Annotated in this window: 18 protein-coding genes, 4 pseudogenes and 1 riboswitch; of the genes and pseudogenes, 7 read left to right on the top strand and 15 right to left on the bottom strand. The window is 33.8% G+C overall.

Annotation, left to right across the window (positions count from 1 at the left end):
- Nucleotides 1–77: 77 nt before the first annotated feature.
- A complete protein-coding gene (locus HMPREF2715_RS07815) occupies nt 78–599 on the bottom strand; it encodes a methylated-DNA--[protein]-cysteine S-methyltransferase (RefSeq protein ID WP_037551570.1) in 522 nt (173 codons plus the stop codon).
- A gap of 90 nt (nt 600–689) precedes the next feature.
- On the opposite strand from HMPREF2715_RS07815, the pseudogene HMPREF2715_RS07810 reads away from it, so the two are divergent.
- A pseudogene (locus tag HMPREF2715_RS07810) lies at nt 690–990 on the top strand (YrhK family protein).
- Between the two features lie 74 nt (nt 991–1,064).
- Here the strand turns inward: HMPREF2715_RS07810 and HMPREF2715_RS07805 are convergent.
- Both HMPREF2715_RS07805 and HMPREF2715_RS07800 read right to left on the bottom strand, forming a co-directional pair.
- Complete coding sequence (locus HMPREF2715_RS07805; protein WP_070839768.1) at nt 1,065–2,015, bottom strand: CorA family divalent cation transporter; 951 nt, start codon at nt 2,013–2,015, stop codon at nt 1,065–1,067.
- Nucleotides 2,016–2,190: 175 nt separating this feature from the next.
- The gene (locus HMPREF2715_RS07800; protein WP_011274829.1) at nt 2,191–2,661 is read right to left on the bottom strand and encodes a hypothetical protein; all 471 of its coding nucleotides are present in this window, start codon (nt 2,659–2,661) and stop codon (nt 2,191–2,193) included.
- A 320-nt stretch (nt 2,662–2,981) separates the two neighbouring features.
- Here HMPREF2715_RS07800 and HMPREF2715_RS07795 point away from each other — a divergent pair, with 320 nt between their 5' ends.
- Both HMPREF2715_RS07795 and HMPREF2715_RS07790 read left to right on the top strand, forming a co-directional pair.
- Complete coding sequence (locus HMPREF2715_RS07795; RefSeq protein WP_070580947.1) at nt 2,982–3,530, top strand: TetR/AcrR family transcriptional regulator; 549 nt, start codon at nt 2,982–2,984, stop codon at nt 3,528–3,530.
- Nucleotides 3,531–3,642: 112 nt separating this feature from the next.
- Nucleotides 3,643–4,089, top strand: coding sequence for a VOC family protein (locus HMPREF2715_RS07790; protein WP_070632605.1), 447 nt, complete (start codon nt 3,643–3,645; stop codon nt 4,087–4,089).
- 705 nt (nt 4,090–4,794) lie between these two features.
- Here the strand turns inward: HMPREF2715_RS07790 and pruA are convergent.
- Entirely contained in the window at nt 4,795–6,339 is a 1,545-nt protein-coding gene (pruA, locus tag HMPREF2715_RS07785) for an L-glutamate gamma-semialdehyde dehydrogenase (protein WP_053025579.1), read from the bottom strand.
- A 277-nt stretch (nt 6,340–6,616) separates the two neighbouring features.
- Between pruA and HMPREF2715_RS07780 the strand changes: the two genes are divergently transcribed.
- On the top strand, nt 6,617–7,567 hold the full coding sequence (locus HMPREF2715_RS07780) for an NAD-dependent epimerase/dehydratase family protein (protein ID WP_070580951.1): 951 nt from the start codon (nt 6,617–6,619) through the stop codon (nt 7,565–7,567).
- 180 nt (nt 7,568–7,747) lie between these two features.
- On the opposite strand, the gene HMPREF2715_RS07775 is transcribed toward HMPREF2715_RS07780, so the two are convergent.
- The 3 genes from HMPREF2715_RS07775 to HMPREF2715_RS07765 all read right to left on the bottom strand — a co-directional run bounded on the left by HMPREF2715_RS07775 (nt 7,748) and on the right by HMPREF2715_RS07765 (nt 12,089).
- Complete coding sequence (locus tag HMPREF2715_RS07775; RefSeq protein ID WP_070580953.1) at nt 7,748–10,252, bottom strand: glycosyltransferase; 2,505 nt, start codon at nt 10,250–10,252, stop codon at nt 7,748–7,750.
- Nucleotides 10,253–10,500: 248 nt separating this feature from the next.
- Entirely contained in the window at nt 10,501–11,076 is a 576-nt protein-coding gene (locus HMPREF2715_RS07770; RefSeq protein ID WP_070580955.1) for a sugar O-acetyltransferase, read from the bottom strand.
- Nucleotides 11,077–11,219: 143 nt separating this feature from the next.
- Nucleotides 11,220–12,089 (bottom strand): SDR family oxidoreductase, encoded by an 870-nt coding sequence (locus HMPREF2715_RS07765; RefSeq protein ID WP_070580957.1) that lies wholly within the window; start codon nt 12,087–12,089, stop codon nt 11,220–11,222.
- A 232-nt stretch (nt 12,090–12,321) separates the two neighbouring features.
- Between HMPREF2715_RS07765 and HMPREF2715_RS07760 the strand changes: the two genes are divergently transcribed.
- From HMPREF2715_RS07760 to copZ, 3 genes are all read left to right on the top strand, one after another.
- Complete coding sequence (locus tag HMPREF2715_RS07760) at nt 12,322–12,528, top strand: hypothetical protein (protein ID WP_011274822.1); 207 nt, start codon at nt 12,322–12,324, stop codon at nt 12,526–12,528.
- 204 nt (nt 12,529–12,732) lie between these two features.
- Nucleotides 12,733–15,120: a heavy metal translocating P-type ATPase gene (locus tag HMPREF2715_RS07755; RefSeq protein WP_070581123.1), complete on the top strand. Its 2,388-nt coding sequence runs from the start codon at nt 12,733–12,735 to the stop codon at nt 15,118–15,120.
- An 88-nt stretch (nt 15,121–15,208) separates the two neighbouring features.
- Nucleotides 15,209–15,415 (top strand): copper chaperone CopZ, encoded by a 207-nt coding sequence (copZ, locus tag HMPREF2715_RS07750; RefSeq protein WP_029376679.1) that lies wholly within the window; start codon nt 15,209–15,211, stop codon nt 15,413–15,415.
- A 168-nt stretch (nt 15,416–15,583) separates the two neighbouring features.
- Here the strand turns inward: copZ and HMPREF2715_RS07745 are convergent, their stop codons facing one another.
- The 8 genes and pseudogenes from HMPREF2715_RS07745 to HMPREF2715_RS07715 all read right to left on the bottom strand — a co-directional run bounded on the left by HMPREF2715_RS07745 (nt 15,584) and on the right by HMPREF2715_RS07715 (nt 23,293).
- Complete coding sequence (locus tag HMPREF2715_RS07745; protein WP_070580959.1) at nt 15,584–16,582, bottom strand: D-lactate dehydrogenase; 999 nt, start codon at nt 16,580–16,582, stop codon at nt 15,584–15,586.
- Between the two features lie 32 nt (nt 16,583–16,614).
- Nucleotides 16,615–17,775, bottom strand: a complete 1,161-nt coding sequence (locus HMPREF2715_RS07740; protein WP_070839765.1) for an aminotransferase class I/II-fold pyridoxal phosphate-dependent enzyme — start codon at nt 17,773–17,775, stop codon at nt 16,615–16,617.
- A gap of 79 nt (nt 17,776–17,854) precedes the next feature.
- Nucleotides 17,855–17,962, bottom strand: a riboswitch (SAM riboswitch).
- 78 nt (nt 17,963–18,040) lie between these two features.
- Nucleotides 18,041–19,545: pseudogene (locus tag HMPREF2715_RS07735) on the bottom strand (phytoene desaturase family protein).
- 9 nt (nt 19,546–19,554) lie between these two features.
- Nucleotides 19,555–20,412 (bottom strand): phytoene/squalene synthase family protein, encoded by an 858-nt coding sequence (locus HMPREF2715_RS07730; RefSeq protein ID WP_070440834.1) that lies wholly within the window; start codon nt 20,410–20,412, stop codon nt 19,555–19,557.
- A gap of 20 nt (nt 20,413–20,432) precedes the next feature.
- Nucleotides 20,433–20,921 (bottom strand): annotated as a pseudogene (locus tag HMPREF2715_RS12450) (4,4'-diaponeurosporenoate glycosyltransferase); the annotation flags it as partial.
- Nucleotides 20,907–21,908, bottom strand: a pseudogene (locus tag HMPREF2715_RS07720) (phytoene desaturase family protein); the annotation flags it as partial. The pseudogenes HMPREF2715_RS07720 and HMPREF2715_RS12450, both read right to left, overlap by 15 nt.
- A gap of 41 nt (nt 21,909–21,949) precedes the next feature.
- The gene (locus HMPREF2715_RS12305; RefSeq protein WP_256263998.1) at nt 21,950–22,144 is read right to left on the bottom strand and encodes a glycosyl-4,4'-diaponeurosporenoate acyltransferase CrtO family protein; all 195 of its coding nucleotides are present in this window, start codon (nt 22,142–22,144) and stop codon (nt 21,950–21,952) included.
- A gap of 438 nt (nt 22,145–22,582) precedes the next feature.
- A complete protein-coding gene (locus HMPREF2715_RS07715; RefSeq protein WP_070580963.1) occupies nt 22,583–23,293 on the bottom strand; it encodes an aggregation-promoting factor C-terminal-like domain-containing protein in 711 nt (236 codons plus the stop codon).
- Between the last annotated feature and the right edge of the window lie 193 nt (nt 23,294–23,486).

The raw sequence follows: 23,486 nt of genomic DNA, 5'->3' as shown, positions 1-23,486 counted from the left end.
TTAAGAGGCGTTCGAGACAAGAGCAATTTAGGCTCTTGTCTCGAACGCCTCTTAATTAATGGGTAAATATAAAGGTGTTATGGTTTAGTTGAATTTTTAGGTCTATACAATTTAGTCATATCTACTTTCTCAAGTTCAAGTAATTTAATTTTATGATTAATCGTGCCACCATATCCTGTTAAACTTCCATCTTTTCCAACCACGCGATGGCATGGAATAATAATAGAAATCGGATTGCTACCTACTGCACCACCTACTGCTTGTGCAGACATATTCGGCTTATTACGTTCTTCACCTACGCGTTTCGCTAGATCACCATACGTTTTTAATTGTCCATATTCTATTTCTTGTAGCTTTCGCCACACACTTTTTTGAAAATCAGTGCCTTCCGGTTTAATTGAAAAATCAATTTGCGGACGATTTCCTGAGAAATATTCATTTAACCACTCAACCACTTTTTTAAAAATTTCTAAATCAGGATTTGTTGGATGAGTAACCGTTGTGTCACTATATTTATAGAGTACATGTGTAAGTGACTCACCATCACTAATGAGTTCTAAATTTTGTACGGGAGATTCGTAAAGCATTGAATAAGACATCATACCACTCCTTTCTGACCATTATGAAGAAGTTTCATGTCAAAGTACAACGGGAAGTATGTTATTACTTAAAATAATGGAGGTGTTAAAATGGCTGGTTTAAATAAAGATGATGTTGATTTACATTTTAATACCAGTCAATTTAATGAAGATGATCATGCGAAGCAAATTTCATTCTTCTACAAAGCCCTATACCAAATCAACGATATCGTACTGGGCATTATATTTTTAATAGGTAGTTTTCTATTTTTTTGTGACCAAACAATGGATTGCCGGCACGATACTATTCGTAGTTGGAAGTATTCAAATGACAGCACGACCTGTGATCTCTTTTGTCCATGACATGAAACTGTCTAAATATTACAAACGCAAATATAAACGGCTCCTATAGGAAGAGAAGCAACATTAATAGGTATAAGCGTATGAATCTAACACTTGTAGAATCATACGCTTATTTTGTTTGCGCTAGAACCAGTCCTTCTTTTTGAAAAGAGTAATGAGTGAAACAACAACCACTAATGAAGTAGCAATAAAGACGAAATAACTATAATGCCAATCAAGTTCTGGCATATAAGAGAAGTTCATGCCATACCAACCTGTTAAAAATGATAGCGGAAAGAATATAGACGAAATAATGGTTAAGATATCCATCACACCGTTAATTCTATTAGAACGGTAAGACTCATTATTATCTTTAATATCATCTGTGATGTGCTCACATGCCATCAACGTATCTGTTTGTCTTAATATTCTACTATGAATATGTTTAATCAATAGTTGATATTCGTGTGATACGTCTAATGGTGATTCATCTATTATTTCATTTAGGAGTTGCTCCATAGGAATGAGCACACGTTTCAGTTTAATCATTTCAGAACGAATATTATATACGTCATCCATTAATTTACGGTTATTGACTTTATCTACATTTTGATCCTCAAAAGAGAAAACAGTGTCTTCAACATGATCCACATATTTAAAGTATTGATGTGTAATCTTATCAACCATGATAGTTGTTAGTTCAATCGCAGTTATAGCTTTAGGTGACTTATTGAATGACGTAATGATATCTGATAATACATTCATAGGATATTTATGGACCGTGATTAGCCAATTACCCTTAACAGTAATACTCAATGGTTCTGCTGAGAAATTATTATGGCTAATCGCATGCAATATTAAATATAAATGCTGTTTCTGTGGGTGATTACTAACTTTAAGTCTCGTAACTGTAAATACAGATTCCTCAATGTGGTGTCTAGCAATATTGAATCGTTGAGTGAGTAATGCTTGATCGTTTTTCGTCGGATTCTCAAAATCAATCCACACAAGTTTGGCATCCTCAGGAATAGCTGAAAATATACATGCAGTATGGAAGTGATCTGCTTGGTCTTGAAAATGGACACGAATTGCCATAGTATCCCCTACTTTAGTTAAGTTTTACTCATCAATACCACTTTTCAGAAAATGAAAACAAAAGGTTAGGACTATCATGTCGAATAGGAAAGAATTCAATATTCATTCATAGTCCTAGCCCCACAATCGTCCTAACCACTTATAACAATTCATTTATACTTATCAATTGATGTCATTAGTTTTGGTTAAAATTATATAATTCATAACCTTTATCTTTAGCATATTCAATTGCTAAAATTTCTAAAACATTAATAAACGCTGGTTCATCTTTAACATTGACATATTGGAATTTCAAATTATAATCTTCAGCTGTAATTGATTTAATATCCTCTTCATTAACACCTTTTTTTTGTGCTAAACCTTTTTTAAATTTAGTAGTGCCGACACCTGATTTTAAATTATATTGACCTAATTTATTAAATAAGTCTTTTGTAATTAATTGGTAACCTGTAGAATAGCCACCTGTTTGACCAACGAAGATAGGCGTCTTTTTATCGAAAATAACATATACGCCAAATTTGTCTTGAACTTTTTCACGATCTTCTTTGCTAAATGTTAATGCATTATCTTTATCATATTTGAATAATTTTTTAAGTTGCTTCTTATTATCTTCTTTAATTTGATCTAATTGTTTAGTACCTTTCATAATTAAAATCCTCCAATATAGAATGTATTTATAAAATAAGACTTGGAAAATAAAATAAATTTATAAAAATTGCAATTTTATTTTTAGTAGTTAAACAATGTTTCTATTTGGATATCATATACCCTTTCAAAACGCTTTAAAACGCTTTACCAAATTCATTACACAATACATTTCTTATTTTTAATCAGTTTATTTTTTATACGTAATTTACATTTTTAATGTAAATGCATGTTTATTTATGTATTTATATAATCTATAATTAAATATTATGTTTCACCAAATTTATTAGATTCTTCTATCTATGTTAGGGGAGAACAATTTTGAATGATAAAGACTTACGGGTAATTAAAACTAAAAAGGCATTAACTGATAGCTTATATTCATTGCTCGAACAAGAGATGTTTACAACATTAACGGTTAATAAAATTTGTAAGCATGCTAGTGTTCATCGCACTACTTTTTATAAACATTTTTACGATAAATACGAATTGTTGAAATACCTATTAAAGTTAACACACAATGACTATTTTGCGACTAATATTAAAGAACGTTTGAATAATCCTTTTCAAGCTTTAGCTAATTCCTTCAATAAGGAAGAGATATCTCGAATTGAACTTAAGCAATATAACGATAAAGAGTTTGAAGATGTTCGCAATAATTATTTAATTGAAATAATGCAAAAGGATTTCAAAACCAACATGCATCGTATTACTGTTGATAATGTAGTACCGAAAAGCCTAGTATTCTATGTGTTCGGTTCGGTACTAAATGCATTTATCGATTGGAAAAAGAATGAAAATGTCGAGATTAAACCTAAGCAAATGGACCAAATCTTTCATAAACTTATCAATGTCAAAGCACATGATTAATTAGAATACTCATTCCATTTTGTTCAAAGTTACACGACCGTATATTAATCGCTATTTACATCTATTCATTATATAATGGACTGAGTTACAAACTAACTAAAGGGGTTTTATCATGACTGAATTATTTCCATATTTAGCCTTTGAAAAAGCAAAAGACGCAATAGCATATTACGAAGAAGTATTTGGCGCAACAAACGTCAAAAAATTAGAAGTGAGCGAAGAACAAGCGGAACAATTTGGCATGACAAAAGAACAGGCTGCAGAAGCTACAATGCACGCTGAATTTGAAGTACTAGGTGTTAAAATTTTATGCTCTGATTCATTCGGACGTGTAGAGAACATCAATAATGGAATTTCATTACTTATTGATTTCGATGTTAACAATCAAGACGATTCAGATAAAGTTCAACAATTTTACGATAAAATTAAAGATCATGACTCAATAGACATTGAAATGCCACTCAAAGAACAATTCTGGGGTGGAAAAATGGGCGCCTTTACAGATAAATATGGCGTACGTTGGATGTTACATGGCCAAGACTATACACAACTTAATTAATAATCACATTGATTTTATTAAACTACTAATCAAAGATGTTATGACATCCAATTCATAGATTAGTTAGAAGCAAATTCTATTGAAGTACTATAGAATTTGCTTTTTTTATTTAACATTAAAGTCATACTCATTTAAGAAAGTAGCGTTGATATAGATAATAAATAGAGTTTGGGAATGGGGCTCAGCAAAGAGATTTTCAACAAGAAAATCTACAAACAAAGCAAGCTAGTGAAAAGTAACTTAAGTGCTTGAGCACTTAAGTAAGTAGTTCAAAAGATGAATTATGAATATTGTTGCGTGACTCTTGGCGTTTTAATTATTGAACACAAGTGCTGTTGCACTTGTGTAAGACGTTCTAAGATAGAATACAAAACATAATTGCGAAGACTCCTAGGGGAGCAGTGCCAGTCGAAGACTACAGGCTGAGACGGCATCCCAGGAACGCGAAGCAGCTTATGTGAGTAATCATCTATCTAACGAACGCCTTTAGAGGAATACAGGCACGAGCCTTTCCTGCAAGAAAGCGTCGCAACTAAAATGAGTAAAAATTCATCTGAGAATTTCTTTACCCCCTAGACAATCATCTCAACTTTAATGAAATAAAAATAAGTCAGTAAATGAATGGACTGCATTCATCTACTGACTATTTATTTAAAAATGTTATTTTAAATTTTATTGAACATGATATATATTGATCTTAATGGCTTAGAACATCTCTGAAACTACTTTTTGTTCTAAGAAGTTTAATAAGTAATCTGGGCTACCTGTTTTAGCATCTGTACCAGACATTTTAAATCCACCAAATGGATGATATCCTACAACTGCTGAAGTACATCCACGGTTAAGATATAAGTTACCTACTTCGAATTCATTAACAGCTTTAATCCAGTTTTCACGATTATTTGTAATAACTGCACCTGTTAAGCCATAGTCTGTATCATTCGCAATTTCAATTGCTTCTTCGAAATTATCAAATTTAGTAAAGCCAACCACTGGACCAAAGATTTCTTCTTGCATTACTTGATCAGATGATTTTAATCCTGAAATAATTGTTGGTTTAATGAAGTAACCTGTTGAATCATCAGCTTCGCCACCGATTTCAATTTTACCTTCTTTCCCACCAATTTCGATATATTTTTTAATTTTGTCGAATTGTTTTTTATTAATAACAGGACCCATGAATGTATTATCTACAGTATTACCAACTGTTAATTCTTTAGTTAATGCTACCGCTTTTTCTAATACTTCATCATACACTGAACTGTGTACGATGGCACGTGAACATGCAGAACATTTTTGGCCTGAGAAACCAAATGCTGACGTTACAATTGATTCTGCAGCTAAATCAGTATTAATATTTTCATCAACGACAATCGCATCTTTACCGCCCATTTCTGCAATAACACGTTTTAAGAATGTTTGTCCTTCTTGAACAACTGCGCTGCGTTCGTAAATACGAGTTCCTGTTGCACGTGAACCTGTAAATGTAACAAAATGTGTATGAACAGAATCAACTAAATAGTCACCGATTTCTTTCGGATCACCAGGTACAAAGTTAACAACACCCTTAGGTAGACCCGCTTCTTCTAAGATTTCGATTAATTTATACGCTGTTAATACTGTATCTTCAGCAGGTTTCAATAGAACCGTGTTACCAGCTACTACTGGTGCTAATGTTGTACCAGCCATAATTGCAAATGGGAAATTCCATGGTGGAATTGTAACACCAGTACCAATTGATTTATAGAAGTACTTGTTATGTTCCCCTTCACGATCTAATACCGGTTTACCATCTGCTAATTCCATCATTGAACGTGCATAGTATTCTATAAAGTCGATACCTTCTGCAGCATCGCCTACAGCTTCATCCCAAGGTTTACCTGCTTCATATACCATGACTGCAGAGATTTCCTCTTTACGACGACGAATAATTGCTGCAACACGTAATAATAACTCTGCACGATCTTTATGTGACCATTGACGCCATGTTTTATAAGCTTTGTTTGAAGATTCAAACGCTTTATCTACATCTTCCTTAGTAGCTTTAGATACTTTAGCAATTAATTCCGTTGTATTAGCTGGATTAATTGAATCAAATGTATCATCTTTAGTAATGTGCTCACCGTCAATCACAATTGGAAGTGTTTGACCAAGTTCACTTTTAACTTGCTCTAACGTTTTTTGAAATCTTTCTACATTTTCTTGTACTGAAAAATCAATCCCAGGTTCATTTTTGAAAGGTACTACCATTCTTAATTACCCCCTATGTATTTGTAAGAATTATAAAAATCAGTAAAACAATGACTTACTTAAAATGATAATTTGTGTCATTAATTTCATTCTACTATGCTTCGGGTTATTTTTGCAATCGCTTACATTAAAATTATCTGAAAAGTTTTAATTATTAGTCAGAGATGGCTTATTTCTCGAAACAATCTAACTATATTATTATAATTTTATATTTTTATAAAAATAAGGTATAATAAATTTACACAATTTAACGACATCAAGAAAAGGAAGTTCACACATGAAAGCATTAATTACAGGCGGAGCAGGATTCATTGGTTCACATGTAGCCGAACATTTTGTTAAGCAAAATATCGAGGTACATGTCATAGATAATTTAAGTTCCGGATACTTACATAATATTCCCTTTGTTAATAAAGAATATATTTACGTAAAGGATATCACCGATTTTGAGTTTGTAACGCACTTAATACGTCAAGAACAATTTGATTATGTTATTCATTTAGCAGCCATGGTGAGTGTTGTTGAAACGATTGAGAAACCATCATTATCTAATCAAATTAATATTGATGCCACAGTTCATCTTTTAGAAACCATTCGAACGTATAATAAGCAAATTAAGAAATTCATATTTGCGTCATCGGCAGCCATTTACGGTGATCTACCAAGTTTACCTAAATCCGTTTCTCTCTCTAAACCGTCGCCATTATCTCCATATGCAATACAGAAATACGCTGGAGAACAGTATGCTAAGATTTACAATCATTTATTCGATATTCCCTGCGCTTGTCTCAGATTCTTTAATGTTTATGGCCCAAGACAAAATCCTAACTCGGATTATTCAGGTGTCATATCAATAATGAATCATAAATTTACGAATCAAACTGAATTTACCTTCTATGGTGATGGTGAACAAACTCGTGATTTTGTTTACATTAATGATTTAATTGACGCTATGTGGCTTGTGCTTAATACCCCAACAACAAGTGGTTCAATATTCAACATAGGTACGGGCATACAAACAAATCTGAAAGCAGTTTTTAAAGCGTTTGAGAAGGGCTTCAAGTACAGTATCCCATGCCAATTTAAAGCACCAAGACTTGGAGATATTAAGCATTCTTGTGCTGACATTACACCACTTGAATCATTGGGTTATCATCCTCAATATGATATAGCCAAGGGCATTCAATCTTATTTGGCATATAATAAAGAACATAAAGTAAAATTATAAAACAATCGACTCAGATAAATTTAAAAGACAATCTCTATTTAATTTCAATAGAAATTGTCTTTTTATCATTTTAATTAACCAATGGAATTGCTACATGCATTATTCAATCATGATTAATACACATTCAAACGCTTTTTGGATCAAGAATTCTTTAAGTTTAATAGATATTGTATTTACTGATTATTTTAGAAGTTTATAGAACTCTTCTATCGCTAATTGATTGTATTCTTGAGCGTTAAACGTCTCATAATGTGGTGTTTGATGTTTGATAAAACGCTCTAAGCCGTGCTTAATATCATTGACATCATGACTCACTAACATCCCATACTTACCATTGTTTAATACATAACGATTCGCAATGATATCCGATGCCAATACGTTCATACCAAGTGATAGTGCTTCAAGTAGAACCATTGATTGGCCTTCATAATAAGACGTTAACGATAAAACATCTGCTTGTTTCATAATATAGAATGGATTTTTTCGTTGTCCTAATAAAAAGACATGCTGTTCTAACTTCAACTTACGAATTTGTTGTTCTAATTTATGTCTTAATGGACCTTCTCCCATAATATATAATTTCGTATTAGGATAATGCACGATAACCTTGCCAACCGCTTCAATTAATAAATCAAATCCTTTTTCAGGTGATAAACGACCAACCGACACAATTTTAAAATCATCCTCTTTAAAAGGTACCGACGTCACTTTCCCTTTATTCACACTGACGAGCACCGGTACATTATTTTTCTCAAATTGATCAGCATCATCTAACATGAATTGCGATATTTTACTTAAATTAATCGTGTTTGTTGACGCTACAAATTTCTTATTTAGTGCTTTTTTAGCTATATTGCGCATATTTTGTTCTTTTGATGCATCAGAAACACATACCAGTTTATCAAATTGATCATATAATGTTATCAAACCTTTTAAATTTTGATAATGCGGTTTCACACCATTTACGGTTCTCTCCATATCTGCTTTGATATCACTATGAAGGTAGACCAATTTACGTTTAGCAGTCGTAGCTAAAATAAGATTCGCCCAAAACATAGAATACCCACTGAAATCTATCGCATAATCAAATTGACTTTCACCTAATACTTTGCGCATCTCACGTTCATATACATGTTTTGGATATAAGAAACGTTCTAATGCACTTTTTAGCCCTCGTTGTCTGACGAAGTCTACTTTATACGTCTCTTTTAACGACGCTGCTAATGGGCCAACTCTTAAAATAATTCTTACATTTTGGTTAACATTATTCAGATTATTCAAGATTTCTTCATTATTACTTCGATTTGTAAATAGTGTAACGTCATATTGATTGTAATCAATATTCTCTAATAAATTGATAACAGAAGAGGTAATACCATTATTTTTCATTCCACCAGGATAAATTAATAGTCGTTTTTTAGCACATTTCTTTTCCTTTTTACGTTTATGTTTTGAGGTGAATACCCGGTCAATCACCTTGTCAGTAACATTTCCATCATCTAGATACGTATACGTATTTTTGAACGTTTGATAGTTATGTTGCACCTTACTTAATTGATATGTTTTCTGTTGTATCACTTGTACAACATCATCAATGGTATGCACAACCGGTCCCGGTAAATCTTGAGCATTGATATACATTCCTCTTTCAAATTGATATGCTTCGTAGTCAGGTGTATAAAAGACAATGGGTTTATTTGTGACTAAATAGTCAAAGAAGATACTTGAATAATCCGTTATCATTAAATCAACAAACGCCAATATTTCATTTGTATCAAAATAATCTGGAATAAGATATGGTTTTAGTGCCTCATTTTTAATTGCTTTTTTATAAATAAATGGATGTACCTTTACTAATACTTGATAATCAAGAAGAAGTTTCAACTTTTCAACTTCTTCCACAATATGATTTAAACTTTCCTCAGGCGTGTTGACATCATCACCTCTCCAAGTTGGACAATATAACAATATTTTCTCATCAGTAATATCAATGTAAGATTTTAATTCATTAATGAGCATTTTTGAATCACTATTCAATGTAAGATCTATTCTTGGATATCCAATTTCTAAAATTTGCCCACCATAAATGTTATCCAATCTAAATGCCCTTTTAAAAATTTCTGACGTATGGCGATTAGGACTTATGATATAATCACTCGATAAAAAGTTTTTAATAATATTTTGCGAACCACGTAAGCCATTTTCAAGGTCTAGACCCATATATTTGAGTGGCGTCCCATGCCATGTGTTCACATAAATTTGATCAGGCTTTTTAATGAAATAGGCTGGAAATGTTGAGTTGTTAATTAAATACTTACATTCGGTTAGTGCCCTTAAATACTCTGGAGATTCTTTAATCACGAATTCAATATTTTTGTATTTCTCAAATTTCTTTTTATAAAATTCTAACGTTTCGGTAGTGTCGACGACCCATTTATGCGTATATTTACGATATTTAGGATGATGAATCAAACGTTTAAAGATAGCATAAGGACTATCTGTAATACTCTTTCCATCTCTTACTTGGTATAGAATATCGTGTTGTTTAAGTTTATTCGCTTCATAATTTTGCGCATAACGCATTATTTTACGTGTATAAGCTGAGTTATTTCTTCTTTGTAAAGGCGTCGTTATAAATTTGAATTTACGTCGACTTTGATTTTGTAAAAATGTTTTCAGTGTCATATTCATTTTCCTTTCTAAGTTGTATTTCGTTTCTAAAGTTGATGTCATAAAATGAATGTTTTGAGTTACATTTTGATTCTTAAGTATGTATGGAGATAAACTCCCATATACACTCCAAATACATTATATCATTTATCTATATTATATATTATGCAACTAATTTATTTTATATATTAAATTCTTAGATACAAAAAAACTTTGGGCCACTGGACGACTCAAAGGTTATTTATACCTGACCTATGAAATGACTATTTAGATGCACCATTTTCATTTATCTCTCTTATTACTTTAGCTGGTACACCGGCAACTAAACTATTTGGTGGTACATCTTTAGTTACGACACTTCCTGCTGCTATAACTGAACCATCTCCAATCGTTACACCAGGTGTGACAACGACATTGCCACCAAACCAAATATTATTTCCAATCGTAATCGGCTGTGCTAACTCTAATCCTGCATTACGTTCTTTAGATGTTAATGGATGATGCGCAGTATAGAATCCACAAGATGGCCCTATAAATACATCATTACCTATTGTGATGCCTCCTCCATCCATAAAATAACAATTACTATTAACAAATACATTTTTGCCTAATTTAACATTCCAACCATAATCTGTATCGAACGGACTATTAATTGCGACATTCTCTAATGTATAACCAAATAATTCAGTTAATATTGCCTGTCTTCTACTGTCATCACTCGGACGCGTTTGGTTAAAGTCAAAACATAAATCTTTTGCACGTACTCGTTCAGTTTCCAAATCTTTATCAAAATTGGCATCATACCACTGGTGTGCTAACATCTTTTCTTTTTCTGTCATTGTACTTACCCACCTTCATTTAATATTTATATTACAGTTTAAACAAATTAAGTGGTTTTCGCACGGAAACACTCCCTTTTTCAACATATAATAAGCCATAAAGGCACTCAACACCTTTATGGCTCAATATAAGAAGCTTACTTTTAAGTTGTAATATAATCGCCACCATTAACATGTATGATTTGACCAGTGATGTAAGAACTATCCGCATTTGTAGCAAGAAACACATAGGCTGGCGCTAGTTCAGCTGGTTGTCCACGTCGACCCATTGGTGTGTTTCCACCTTGGTTCTCTACTTTGTCCTCATCAAAAGTAGCAGGAATTAACGGAGTATAAATTGGACCTGGTGCCACGCCATTAACTCGAATATTTTTCTCCATTAGTGTCGTTGCTAGTGAACGTGTAAATGAAACAATCGCACCTTTAGTTGAAGCATAATCAATTAAATGACCAGAACCACGATACGCCGTCACACTTGTCGTATTAATAATTGTATCGTTGTCACTTAAATATGGAACGGCAGCTTGTGATAAGAAGAACATGCCAAATATATTTGTTTCGAATGTATCTTTAAATTGTTCAGGCGTAATGTCCATGAAACTATCCTGAGGATATTGGACCGCCCCATTATTAACTAGAATATTCAGGTCACCAAAGTCTTGAACAACTTGTTGCACTAATTTTTTAGATTGCTGTGCATCTTTTAAATCATGAGCATAAGCTTCAGCCTTTACGCCAATCTCTTTAAGACGATTAACAGTTTCCTCTGCATCTTCATGCTCGTCATAATAACCAATAGCTACATTAGCGCCTTCTTTAGCAAACAAGATTGCAACAGAGCGACCAATCCCTGAGTCACCACCAGTGATTAATGCAACTTTACCTTGCAATTTACCAGCTGCTTTATATTCATCTAGTTCTGAAATGGGTCTAGGATTCATGTCTTTCTCTGTTCCTGGTTGACGATTTTGAGTATAACCTTTAATTTGTTTATGGAATTCTAATAGATTCATTCATTTTCACTCCTTATCCATTTACTTAACCGTTCCCAATCAAGACTCTTTTGAAACAAAGGATCAAGTTGCATAGGGCAGTTCTACTTATTACAACTTTAGAACGATAAAAAGTCAGTTCTCTAGTATCATGCAATTTTATTAGAAAGCCTATATAATTAAATTAAACTTCTATTAAAAAAACAACTAAAGCCACTAACGAGATATTACAGAAAAAGGAGTGCGACATTCTATGAGAGGTTTATTGAAAGGTATTATTGCATTGCTTATCATTCTTGGCGTTGTAAAGACATTCCAAGATCATGATGTAATGAACGAAGCAAATTATTATTATAATCAAGCCAAAAACGGTGAACTTGTTCAAAATATATCCAATTTTGATTTTAATAATTATAAAGACTTAAATTTAGAAAATTTTAAACCATCTGATTTTTTCTAAGTTAGCTGTATAATCTTTACAAATACAATAGTAGTCTAGGACATAAATAATATATTGATACTATTTTGCAAATTCGAAGTAGTAGGACAATGAATTCACAAAGATTTCTGTCCTACTTTTTTTATGCGAAAAAGTAAGACATAAACATTGACTTTAATACCCTAAGGGGGTATATTATGTATGAATTGCAATGGAGGTGTCTTAATGAGCAATAAACAAAATGCCACATTGAACATTACTGGTATGACTTGTGCAGCTTGCTCAAATCGTATTGAAAAACGATTAAATAAAATGGATAACGTAAAAGCACAAGTTAATTTGACAACGGAAAAAGCAACGATTGAATATGATACTAATGACTATGCAATAAATGACTTTGTTACGACGGTTCAAAAGCTTGGGTATGATGTAGTCATTGACAAAGCTGAGTTAGACATAACTGGTATGACCTGTGCAGCATGTTCAAATCGTATAGAGAAAATATTAAATAAAACGCCAGGCGTTAAAGATGCGACAGTTAATTTAACGACTGAACAAGCTATGGTAGCGTATTATCCTGGGCAAACGGATTTAGATACCTTAATTGGACGAATTAGAAACTTAGGTTACGACGCACAACCTAAACAATCCGAAGAAGATCAAGCAAACCGAAAACAACAAGAACTTAAGCATAAGCGAAATAAATTAATGATCTCTGCTATTCTGTCATTACCTCTATTAATGACAATGCTCGTCCATCTCTTTAATATGCATTTACCCGACATATTAATGAATCCTTGGTTCCAATTTATCCTTGCGACACCTATCCAATTTATAATTGGTTGGCAGTTCTATGTTGGTGCTTATAAAAATTTACGTAACGGTGGGGCTAATATGGATGTGCTCGTTGCATTAGGCACTAGTGCTGCATACTTTTACAGTATTTATGAGATGATTAAATGGTTAACAGGTGCCACAAACATGCCTCACCTTTACTTTGAGACAAGCGCTGTACTTATCACATTAATTCTTTTCGGAAAATATTTAGAAGCACGTGCTAAATCACAAACGACGAATGCATTAAGTGAATTACTTAACTTACAAGCAAAAGAGGCACGACTAATTGATGACAATGGTATCGAAAAAATGGTACCGCTCAATCAAGTTAATGTTGATGATATCTTGTTAATTAAACCCGGTGAAAAGATACCTGTCGATGGTCAAATTATTAAGGGTGAAACTGCTATTAATGAATCAATGCTAACAGGTGAATCAATGCCAGTTGATAAACACGTTGATGATGCAGTAATAGGCTCAACTATGAATACGAATGGTGTTATTACAATTAAGGCAACTAAAGTTGGCAAAGATACTGCCCTATCCAATATTATTAAAGTGGTTGAGGAAGCTCAAAGTTCTAAAGCACCTATCCAACGTTTAGCTGATATTATATCAGGCTATTTCGTTCCAATTGTTATTGCGATTGCTTTACTGACATTCTTAATTTGGATTACACTTGTACATCCTGGTCAATTTGAAGATGCACTTGTTGCTGCGATATCAGTTCTAGTGATTGCTTGTCCATGTGCACTTGGTTTAGCTACACCAACTTCAATAATGGTTGGAACTGGTCGCGCTGCTGAAAATGGTATTTTGTTTAAAGGTGGCGAATATGTCGAACGTACACATCAAGTTGATACAGTTGTGTTTGACAAGACAGGAACACTTACACACGGCAAACCAGAGGTAACTTATTTTGAAGGTGACAAAGATATCTTAGCTTTAGTTGCTTCAGCCGAAAATAACTCTGAACACCCACTTGCTACTGCAATTGTTAACTACGCCAAACACCATAAAGTTAACTTGGTAAATGTCACAAATTATCAAACATTACCAGGTCACGGAATACAAGCTGTTATAAATAATACTAAGTTACTTGTTGGCAATCAAAAATTAATGTCAGAACACCAAATCAATATACAAAGCATTAAGCAGAAAATGGAACATATGGAAGCTGATGGACATACTGTTATGCTAATTGCCTATGGCGACGAACTAAAAGGCATGGTTGCTGTAGCTGACACTGTTAAAGCATCTGCTAAAGAAGCTATCCAACAATTATCATCTATGAATATTAGAACGGTTATGCTAACTGGTGATAATGAACGAACTGCAAAAGCTATTGCTAAAGAAGTCGGTATTGATCAAGTCATTGCCGGCGTTCTACCTGAAGATAAAGCACAACATATAACGCAATTACAAGAACAGAAGCATAGAGTTGCTATGGTAGGCGATGGAATTAACGATGCTCCTGCACTTGTCAAAGCAGATATCGGCATTGCAATGGGAACGGGTACAGAAGTAGCAATAGAAGCTGCAGATATCACCATTCTTGGAGGAGATATTCAATTAGTTCCTAAGGCCATTCATGCAAGTCATAAAACAATTCGCAATATTAAACAGAACTTATTCTGGGCATTTGGATACAATATTGCAGGCATCCCTATTGCGGCAATGGGATTACTTGCACCTTGGATAGCTGGTGCTGCGATGGCCTTAAGTTCAGTTAGTGTTGTAAGTAATGCCTTAAGACTAAAACGAATGAAATTATAATTATGAAGCATTTCTATTTTATTTCTTTGTTTATTAAAAAGGAGTAAAATATGGGTATATATGAGTAAGAACAATGGAGGTGAAAGGTATGATTAATAAAGTAATTAACGTTGAAGGTATGAGCTGTGACCATTGCAGAAACGCTGTGGAATCTGCATTAGCTAAATTAAATGGTGTGACTTCAGCAGAAGTAGACTTAGATAAGAATCAAGTTCGCGTAGATTACGACGAAAACAGAGTATCAGTTGAACAAATGAAAGAAGCCATTGAAGATCAAGGCTACGATGTAAAATAAAATCCGGATAAGAAACCTGCTTTTGTTAGGCAGTCAATCTAACCAGGGTAAAAGCGATTTAAATATAAGCAAATTATGAAATGTGCGCATTCGCTAAAGCTAATTAAAGGAGTTGAGTCTGGGACAATGAATTCACAAATAATTCTGTCCCACGCCCAACTCCATTTTTTAATTCACTCTTAATTTAGTAGTACCTGTATTAATAACATCAATGACTGCATCAAGTGCATCAACAATTAAATTCTTAACTGCCGCATCAGTATAAAACGCAATATGTGGTGTTAACCAAATATCTTCTCTAGCAATTAATTCATCTAATAAGTCATCATTAATCACTTTATCACGGTAATCTCCAGGGAATAAACCTCGTTCATGCTCATATGTATCTAATGCAGCACCTTTAATTTGACCACTATCAATTGCATCAAGCAATGCTCTGGTATCAACGATTGATCCCCTAGCAGCATTTACAAATACGGCACCTTTTTTAAATTTTGAAAATAAATCTCTATTGAAGAGATGTGGATTATATTTCGTTGCTGGAATATGAACTGTAACAATATCTGCATCACGTAAAGTTTCTTCCAACGTATCCTTATACTCAACATATTGCCCAACCTTTTCATTAGGAAATGGATCATATGCAACAACATGGCTTCCATATCCTTTTGCAAAAATGCTTGCCGCTATCGAGCCAATACGTCCTGTTCCTATAACAGCTACGGTCAAATCACTAATTGAACGTGACAATATTGAAGGTTCCCATCTAAAATCATATTCACGAAGTTTACGTTGAATATCGTTCTGATTTCTTACAATATTAATCGCTTGTGTTACTGCAAACTCTGCAATTGAACTCGGTGAATATGACGGTACATTAGATATAATAATGCCATATTGTGTAGCTAAATTTAAGTCGTAAGTATCAAATCCAGCACTACGTTGTGCAATATGTGTAATACCAAATTGTTGCAATTTAGCAAATACATCTTCCGATATTGGGTGTTGTTGAGATAAAGATAAGCCATCAAATCCTTGAACACCATCGACATTATCTTCTGTTAATATTTCTTTATTTAACTCTACTTCGACATTATTTTGTTCCGCCCACTCTTCAATGTAAGGAATATCTTCATCTCGTACACTCATTATTTTAATTTTAGTCATAAAATTTCATCCTTTCTATTTGTGACTTCTTGTTACTCGTTATATAAATAAGATAAAGAAGCCAATCGTTTAGCCGCTTCAGTTAATAATTGGTCATCTAATGCTAGGGAAATACGAACGTAATGACGACCATTTTCACCAAATGGAATGCCAGGCGCCACTAAGATCGATTGTTCTTTCAACAAATACTGTTCAAATGATTCACTATCATACCCTGGTGGTGTTTGAAGCCATGAGTAAATGCCACCTTTAGAATGTACAAATGGTAAATTGGCATCTTTTAATTGCTTTTCAAACATGTCACGACGACGTTTGAATGTTTCATTTTGTTGATCTAGAAAGTCATCATAGTGATTAAGTGCGTATGTTGCTGCATCTTGAAGGGCACCAAACATACCAGCATTAGTATGTGTTTGATATTTCTTCAGCGCTTGTATCATGTCTTTGTTACCTACTGCGAATCCTACTCTAAACCCTGACATATTATAGCCTTTAGATAATGAAAAGATTTCAATTGCTACCTCCTTTCCATCTTTAGAAGCAAGTATACTTGGGTTCTTTGCATCAAATCCAAAAGCACTATAAGCGAAATCATGAATGATCTTTGTATGTGTACCTTTAAATCTTTGAATCGCTTCATCAAACACTGCTTTAGTAGCCGTTGATCCAGTAGGATTATTTGGGTAAGTCAAATAAACGAGTGACGCACGTGCTAATGTTTGTTCATCTACTTTGCTCCAATCTGGCAAATAATGTGGTGGATCCAAATTAAGTGGTACTGGATTGGCATCAGCAAGCATGACACCAGCGAGGTAATCCGTATAACCTGGGTCTGGAAGTAGCACACTTTCTCCAGGATTAACAATACATGTAGGCAAAGCCACTAAACCATTTTTAGTACCATAAAGTATGCACACTTCATCATCTTTATGTAGCTCAACGCCATATTGTCGTTGATAGAAATTAACAATTGCTTCTTTAAAGGATTCCTTACCATGAAATGCACCATATTTTTGATTTTCAGGAATTCGAACAGCATCAGCAAAGTGATCAACGATGCCTTTAGGCGTTTCGCCATCCGGGATACCAACTGCCATATTAATTAACGGTAGTGGTCCATGCTCAACCTTACGTCCCATTGTCTTACCAAAGTAACTATCTGGAATATTGGCTAGTTTATTAGAAATTGTCATTATTTACCCCCTTTTAAAATTAAAAAAGCTATATATCACTCTCAATTGATAGTGACATATAGCTTAGTTATGACTATGACACTTATCTTTGAGGCATACCTCTTTGGAATTAGCACAGTACTTTTGTCTTTTAAGTCTGTTGCTGAAGTTTCATTGGGCCAAATCCCTTCACTTCTCTGGATAAGTCTATTGAATTAATATTATTGTATCAGTTCAATAAGTATTGTCAATATTTATAATTTTCAGATTTATAGCAAGTTTTACTTTATTTTCCGTGTTCTATATCTTCTAACATTGCTTCGGCAGTAATTTTAGCACTGGTCAACACAATTGGCACACCTGCACCAGGGTGCGTACTTGCTCCTGCAAAGTATAAGTCTTTATAATCTCTTGATACATTTGGGGGTCTATAATAATTGCTTTGTGTAAGTGTTGGCATAAGTCCAAATGCTGAACCGAATTTGGCATTATAACGACTCTCAAAATCAAGCGGTGTAAATACAGTTTCAGATACAATATCCTGACGTATATCTTTAAGTGCCTCAATCGTTTCTAATTTGTTATAAATGACATCTTTCGCTTGTTCAACCATACTAGGATTGTTCCAGTCAATTTCACCTATCTTCAACTCAGGGACTGGCATTAAGACATACATCCCTGTCTGATCTTTAGGCGCTAATGCTTCGTCTTCTACAGATGGGAAGTAAAGATACAATGATAGGTCATCAGGCATCTTACCACTAAAAATGTCATCAATATTGCCTCTAAACTCTTTAGCAAATACGACATTATGTACATGTAATTTATCGCGTAATTGACGATTAATACCTGCATAAATTAAAAATGTTGAACATGAATAGTCCATGTTATCTACCTTTTCAGGAGAATAGTTCTTTAAAGGTGAGTGCGCAGGCATTAAGTTTTGTGCCACACATGGAAAGTCAGCGGTACATAGCACTTTGTCAAAACGTCGAATATCACCATTAACACGTAGACCATCTGCACGTTTAAATTTAGGATCAATAATGATTTCTTGTACATCTGCATTAAGTTCTACTTTAACACCATGGTCTTGACCAAGTTGTAGTAAACCTTGTGCTAAGCCTTACATACCGCCTTTTATATAATGAACGCCATGTACCATTTCAATCATTGGAATAATAGAATAAATTGAAGGCCCTTGTTTAGGATCAATACCTATGTAGAACGTTTGAAATGCGAATAACTTACGTATTTTTTCATTGGATACATAATTATCTATTAATTGATTCGCATTATTAAATGTTTTTAATTTTAATCCACGATATAGCATCAATGGGTTATAGAATTCACTTGGTTTACGGAATGTTCGTTCAAGGAAGTATTTGCGTGCCACTTCATATCGTTTATACACATCCGTTAAAAATTGCATAAAATCTTGAGTAGAACCTGGTTCTATCGCTTCTAACGTTTGACTAAGTTGTGATAAATCAGTTGATACACTCACTTTATCTTTATCAGAAAAATAAATATCCATAATATGTGTAAGTGGCTTCATATCAACGTAATCTTCAAAACGTTTGCCACTTTCTTCAAATACGGCTTTATAAACATCCGGTACCATCACTATGGTTGGTCCCATATCAAAAGCAAAGCCATCTTTCTTAAATTGGCTCATACGGCCACCAACTTGTTCATTCTTCTCAAATATTGTAACTTGATGATCTAAGCGGCTAATCGTGCTGCAGCTGCTAAGCCGGTAACACCAGCGCCCACTACTGCTATATTCATATATCTCACCTAATCTTTATATTTTTTCTTTAAATTACGGTAGATTTTATGTTTTTTCCATTTAGAAACGTACGCACGGTCTTTCAACGAGTAATCTGCTTTACGTACTTCGGTTAATATACCTCGATATATTTGGGCTGCTAACTCAATAATCATACGAGCTTCTTCATTGTATACATTAAGATGATTTAAAACCATGTCATAGTTATTATCGGCTAGTGTAGCGTAGAATTCCCAAATTTTAATGTAATTGTCAGAGGGTTGATCACGTCCTATTTCATCAGCAATTGAAACATTAAATTCACTTAAACGCGCTTTACTAAAATAAATACGTCCGTTACGATAATCTTCACCAACATCACGTAGTATGTTCGTTAATTGAAGTGCCTCACCTAATTGTTTTCCATACTCATATGCTTCATCTGACGGTGGCGTTGCCAATATTGGGATCAGTAATACGCCTACAGTTCCCGCAACACCATAACAATAATCTAGTAGACCACGATCTGTTTCAAACATTTCGAAATGCTGGTCTGCTTCAACCGTATCAATTAAGTCATAGAGGGCTTGGAAATTCATTTGGAAATGTGTAGCTGCATCAGCAAATGCCATCATAATGCGGTCATCACTTTCAAATGTCGTTGTTGTTTGATGTTCAATAGCTTTAACATCACGGTTAATCTTATGTAGATATTCCACGTCTTGGTGTACATCGATACTATCATCAACGATTCTACAAACTGCATAAATCGCCCAGATTGCTCGTCGTTGTTGTTCTGGTAACATATCAAACGCATATGAGAAACTCTTAGAGTAATCTTTCATAATTTGATGACAATATTGATAATTTTCTTCTAATGTGCTCATGGAGAACCCCCTGCTAAATATTATTTAATACTAAATTGTCGTCCTTTCCATTTTACCTGTTTCGTGTAATGAATGTGACGATATGAATTTATATAAATTAAAACAAAAAATAAAAACAATATTGGGTTGATAGATAAAAATAAAATTGAAAAACGTCCTACTCGACGATGTAAACGAATAAATTGTAATGTATATAAACTATATGATAACGCCATTCGCTTAAATGACAAAGTTTTCATAAATAAACTAAATGTTAATCCGCTATATGAGGTGATACTTCCCACCATCCATAAGATAATTAACATCATGATATGAGGTTGTGTTGACGAAGCACCTACCGCTAAGTGTTTCATCCATCCCTCTATCATTGTTTTAAATTCCGCTTCATACATTCTAAAGCTAACAAATCCCTGACCTTCAAATTGTGTCACTGGCAAATGGCAACGATGAAACACTTTTCCTAAAGAAAATCCTTCAATAATATGAGATGTAGCATTTTTATGTCCTTCTGGCGCTTGAGATGCATCCGATTTATTTGAATTAACAAGATAAATCGTTGGGTCTTGTGGCAATACTTTGTCATGAAACACTTCTCGATAATCACGCTTAGAATCATTTGAGAATAGGAAATTATGATGTGCCAATTGAGGGTATAAATGTCTACTCCTAAATGCATCACATAGCCAGATGCTGCAAGTTCATAAACTTTCTCTAATTGTGCTATTTTTTATTTGAAAAGTGCAGTAAGTCACGATACATAGGTCTCACTTCTCTATTAGAAACAATGTAATCTGGACTCACATGTAAACCATCATCTAATCTAACGCCTGTAACATGATTAAAATACGTATCAATATTATGTATATCCGTACCGGTATGAATGGTTACGCCCTCTTCAATCGCTAATTGTTCCAATGCACATGCAAGTTTATGAATACCACCATTAACGTACCATAATCCTTGTTCATATTGCATGTGAATTAAAAGAGAAAGTACTGTTGGTGCATCATAAGAAGAAGAGCCAACATACTTTATAAAGTAGCCAAGCATATCTCTTAATTCTTGCTTCTCAACATAACGATTAATAGCTTGTTGCATTGTTGAGAAGTAATCCACACCTTTAAGTGAACGCAATGATCCCTGGCATTTAATAATTTCAGAAACTGTATCAAGCCCTAGTGCAAAGTAGCCATTTTCCGTAAAACGATGTATTTTTTTGCATGATTTAAAAATTGATGAAGTTGCTGAATATCGTCATTGGTAAGATAGGTATTGGCATTTAACATTTGAGACAAGTCTTCATATAAAGCTATCACTTCACCATTAATGAAGAAACTACGCCATTGCAAAGGTAATCGTTCAATAGTAACATAGTCTTTCATTTGCTTATCACTATAGTTAAACAAGTTTTTAAATATGTATGGCATCGTTAATATAGCTGGACCTAAATCAAAACAGAATCCCTCTGTTTCTAAACGATTTACTTTCCCACCAATGATGATTTTCTTTTGAGACATGTACGTTCATCTCTTTTCATTCATAGTTGATAGTAATGTTCTAACCTAGGACGATTGTATCGTTGCGTGAGTATGACCGGTAAATTTGCCGAAATCATATAACACACATCAATGAATAGTATATATTTAGGCGCTTTGATAAAAACAACAATCGGTATCATTGATAACCAATGAACAAGTTCTGCACGGCGCATTTCTAAAATCATAAAATGTATATCTTCTAATTTAAATGAAATCAGTCACCTTTTATTATAGATACGATAATTGAATTGAGCTGCTTCTGGAATGTAATGTTTCCATTTATTAATACGAAATAGTTTATTCCATAAAGCACCTCTCTTTTCCAATGACCTTATTTTAAAAACTGATTCATATCTCACAAATAAAAAGGACGGGCATCGTAACATGATATTAGATAGCTATAATTGTACAGTTGTCCAGAACACACTATGTATTAAACCTAGTTTTAATACTTTTCTTAATGTCATTGATATTCAACACTTTCAATTTGTATATTGTCTTAGTATCTTCCCTATAATCGCGGTCGGTAAACGTTAAGCTACAGTGTCTATTAAAAATAAAAAAAGAGGCCGACCTTAAAGTCGACCTCTTTCGCGATAACTCGATGTACTATCCAGTTACCTTAGTAAATCCTACCACCAACCGTTGTTAGCACGGAATGCAATTGCTGCATCTAATGAACCGTAACGGCTATTAGCATAGTTAATCATACCTTTAGTTTGTGAAGCTACTGAACCAGTACCCCATGATTCCATAGTTTGACCTAAACCTCTGTAACCAGCTGGGTTAACTGCGTTAGGATTACCACCTGATTCAGGCATTACGATTGCGTTCCAAGCAGCTTCAGTACCACCATTAGCTAAGAATTGAGCTTTAACTGATCCACCAGTTGAAGCTGATGATGAAGTTGAAGCTGAGTATGAAGTAGTTTTTGGTGCAGATACTGCTTCAACGTTAGTGTTGTTTGCTTGTTGGTTTGAGCTTACTGATTGAGTTGAAGCTTCATTGCTGTAAGAAGCTGAGTAGTCAGTTGATTGAGCAGCTGGAGCAGCTTGTGTAGTTGCTACTGTGTCAGCTCCACCAACGTAAGTGTAATCCCAAGACCAAGATTGACCGTCTGAAGTGAAGTTGTATTTGAAACCATCTTTAACGAATGTGATGTTGTATGCACCAGCTTGTACTGGGTGAGCATTTAATTCAGATGGGTTGTTTTGAGCTAAGTTAGCTAATTGTGCATAGTTTGTAGTTGATTCAGATGCATGTGCACTGTTATCTGTAGTTAATGCATAACCTGTTACTCCTAAAGCTACTGCTAATGACGACGCGATTACTGTTTTTTTCATAATAAAAAATTCCTCCAAAAAAATTTAGTTTATATTTTCGTTTTGTTAAATTCTTAAGTTATTGTGTTTTGCTCTGTGTTTAACTTTTGACAATAAGTACTATATCATAAAAAAACGCCAATAGTATTACGCTTATCTTACAAAAAATTACAATGAACGACTTATTCTGTAACATTGAAATATTTATATTTCA

It is taken from the genome of Staphylococcus sp. HMSC062A01, assembly GCF_001836805.1.
Taxonomy (GTDB): Bacteria; Bacillota; Bacilli; order Staphylococcales; family Staphylococcaceae; genus Staphylococcus; species Staphylococcus haemolyticus.
The sequence above is the reverse complement of the archived record's forward strand: the minus strand, read 5'-3'. Positions and strand labels throughout refer to the sequence as shown.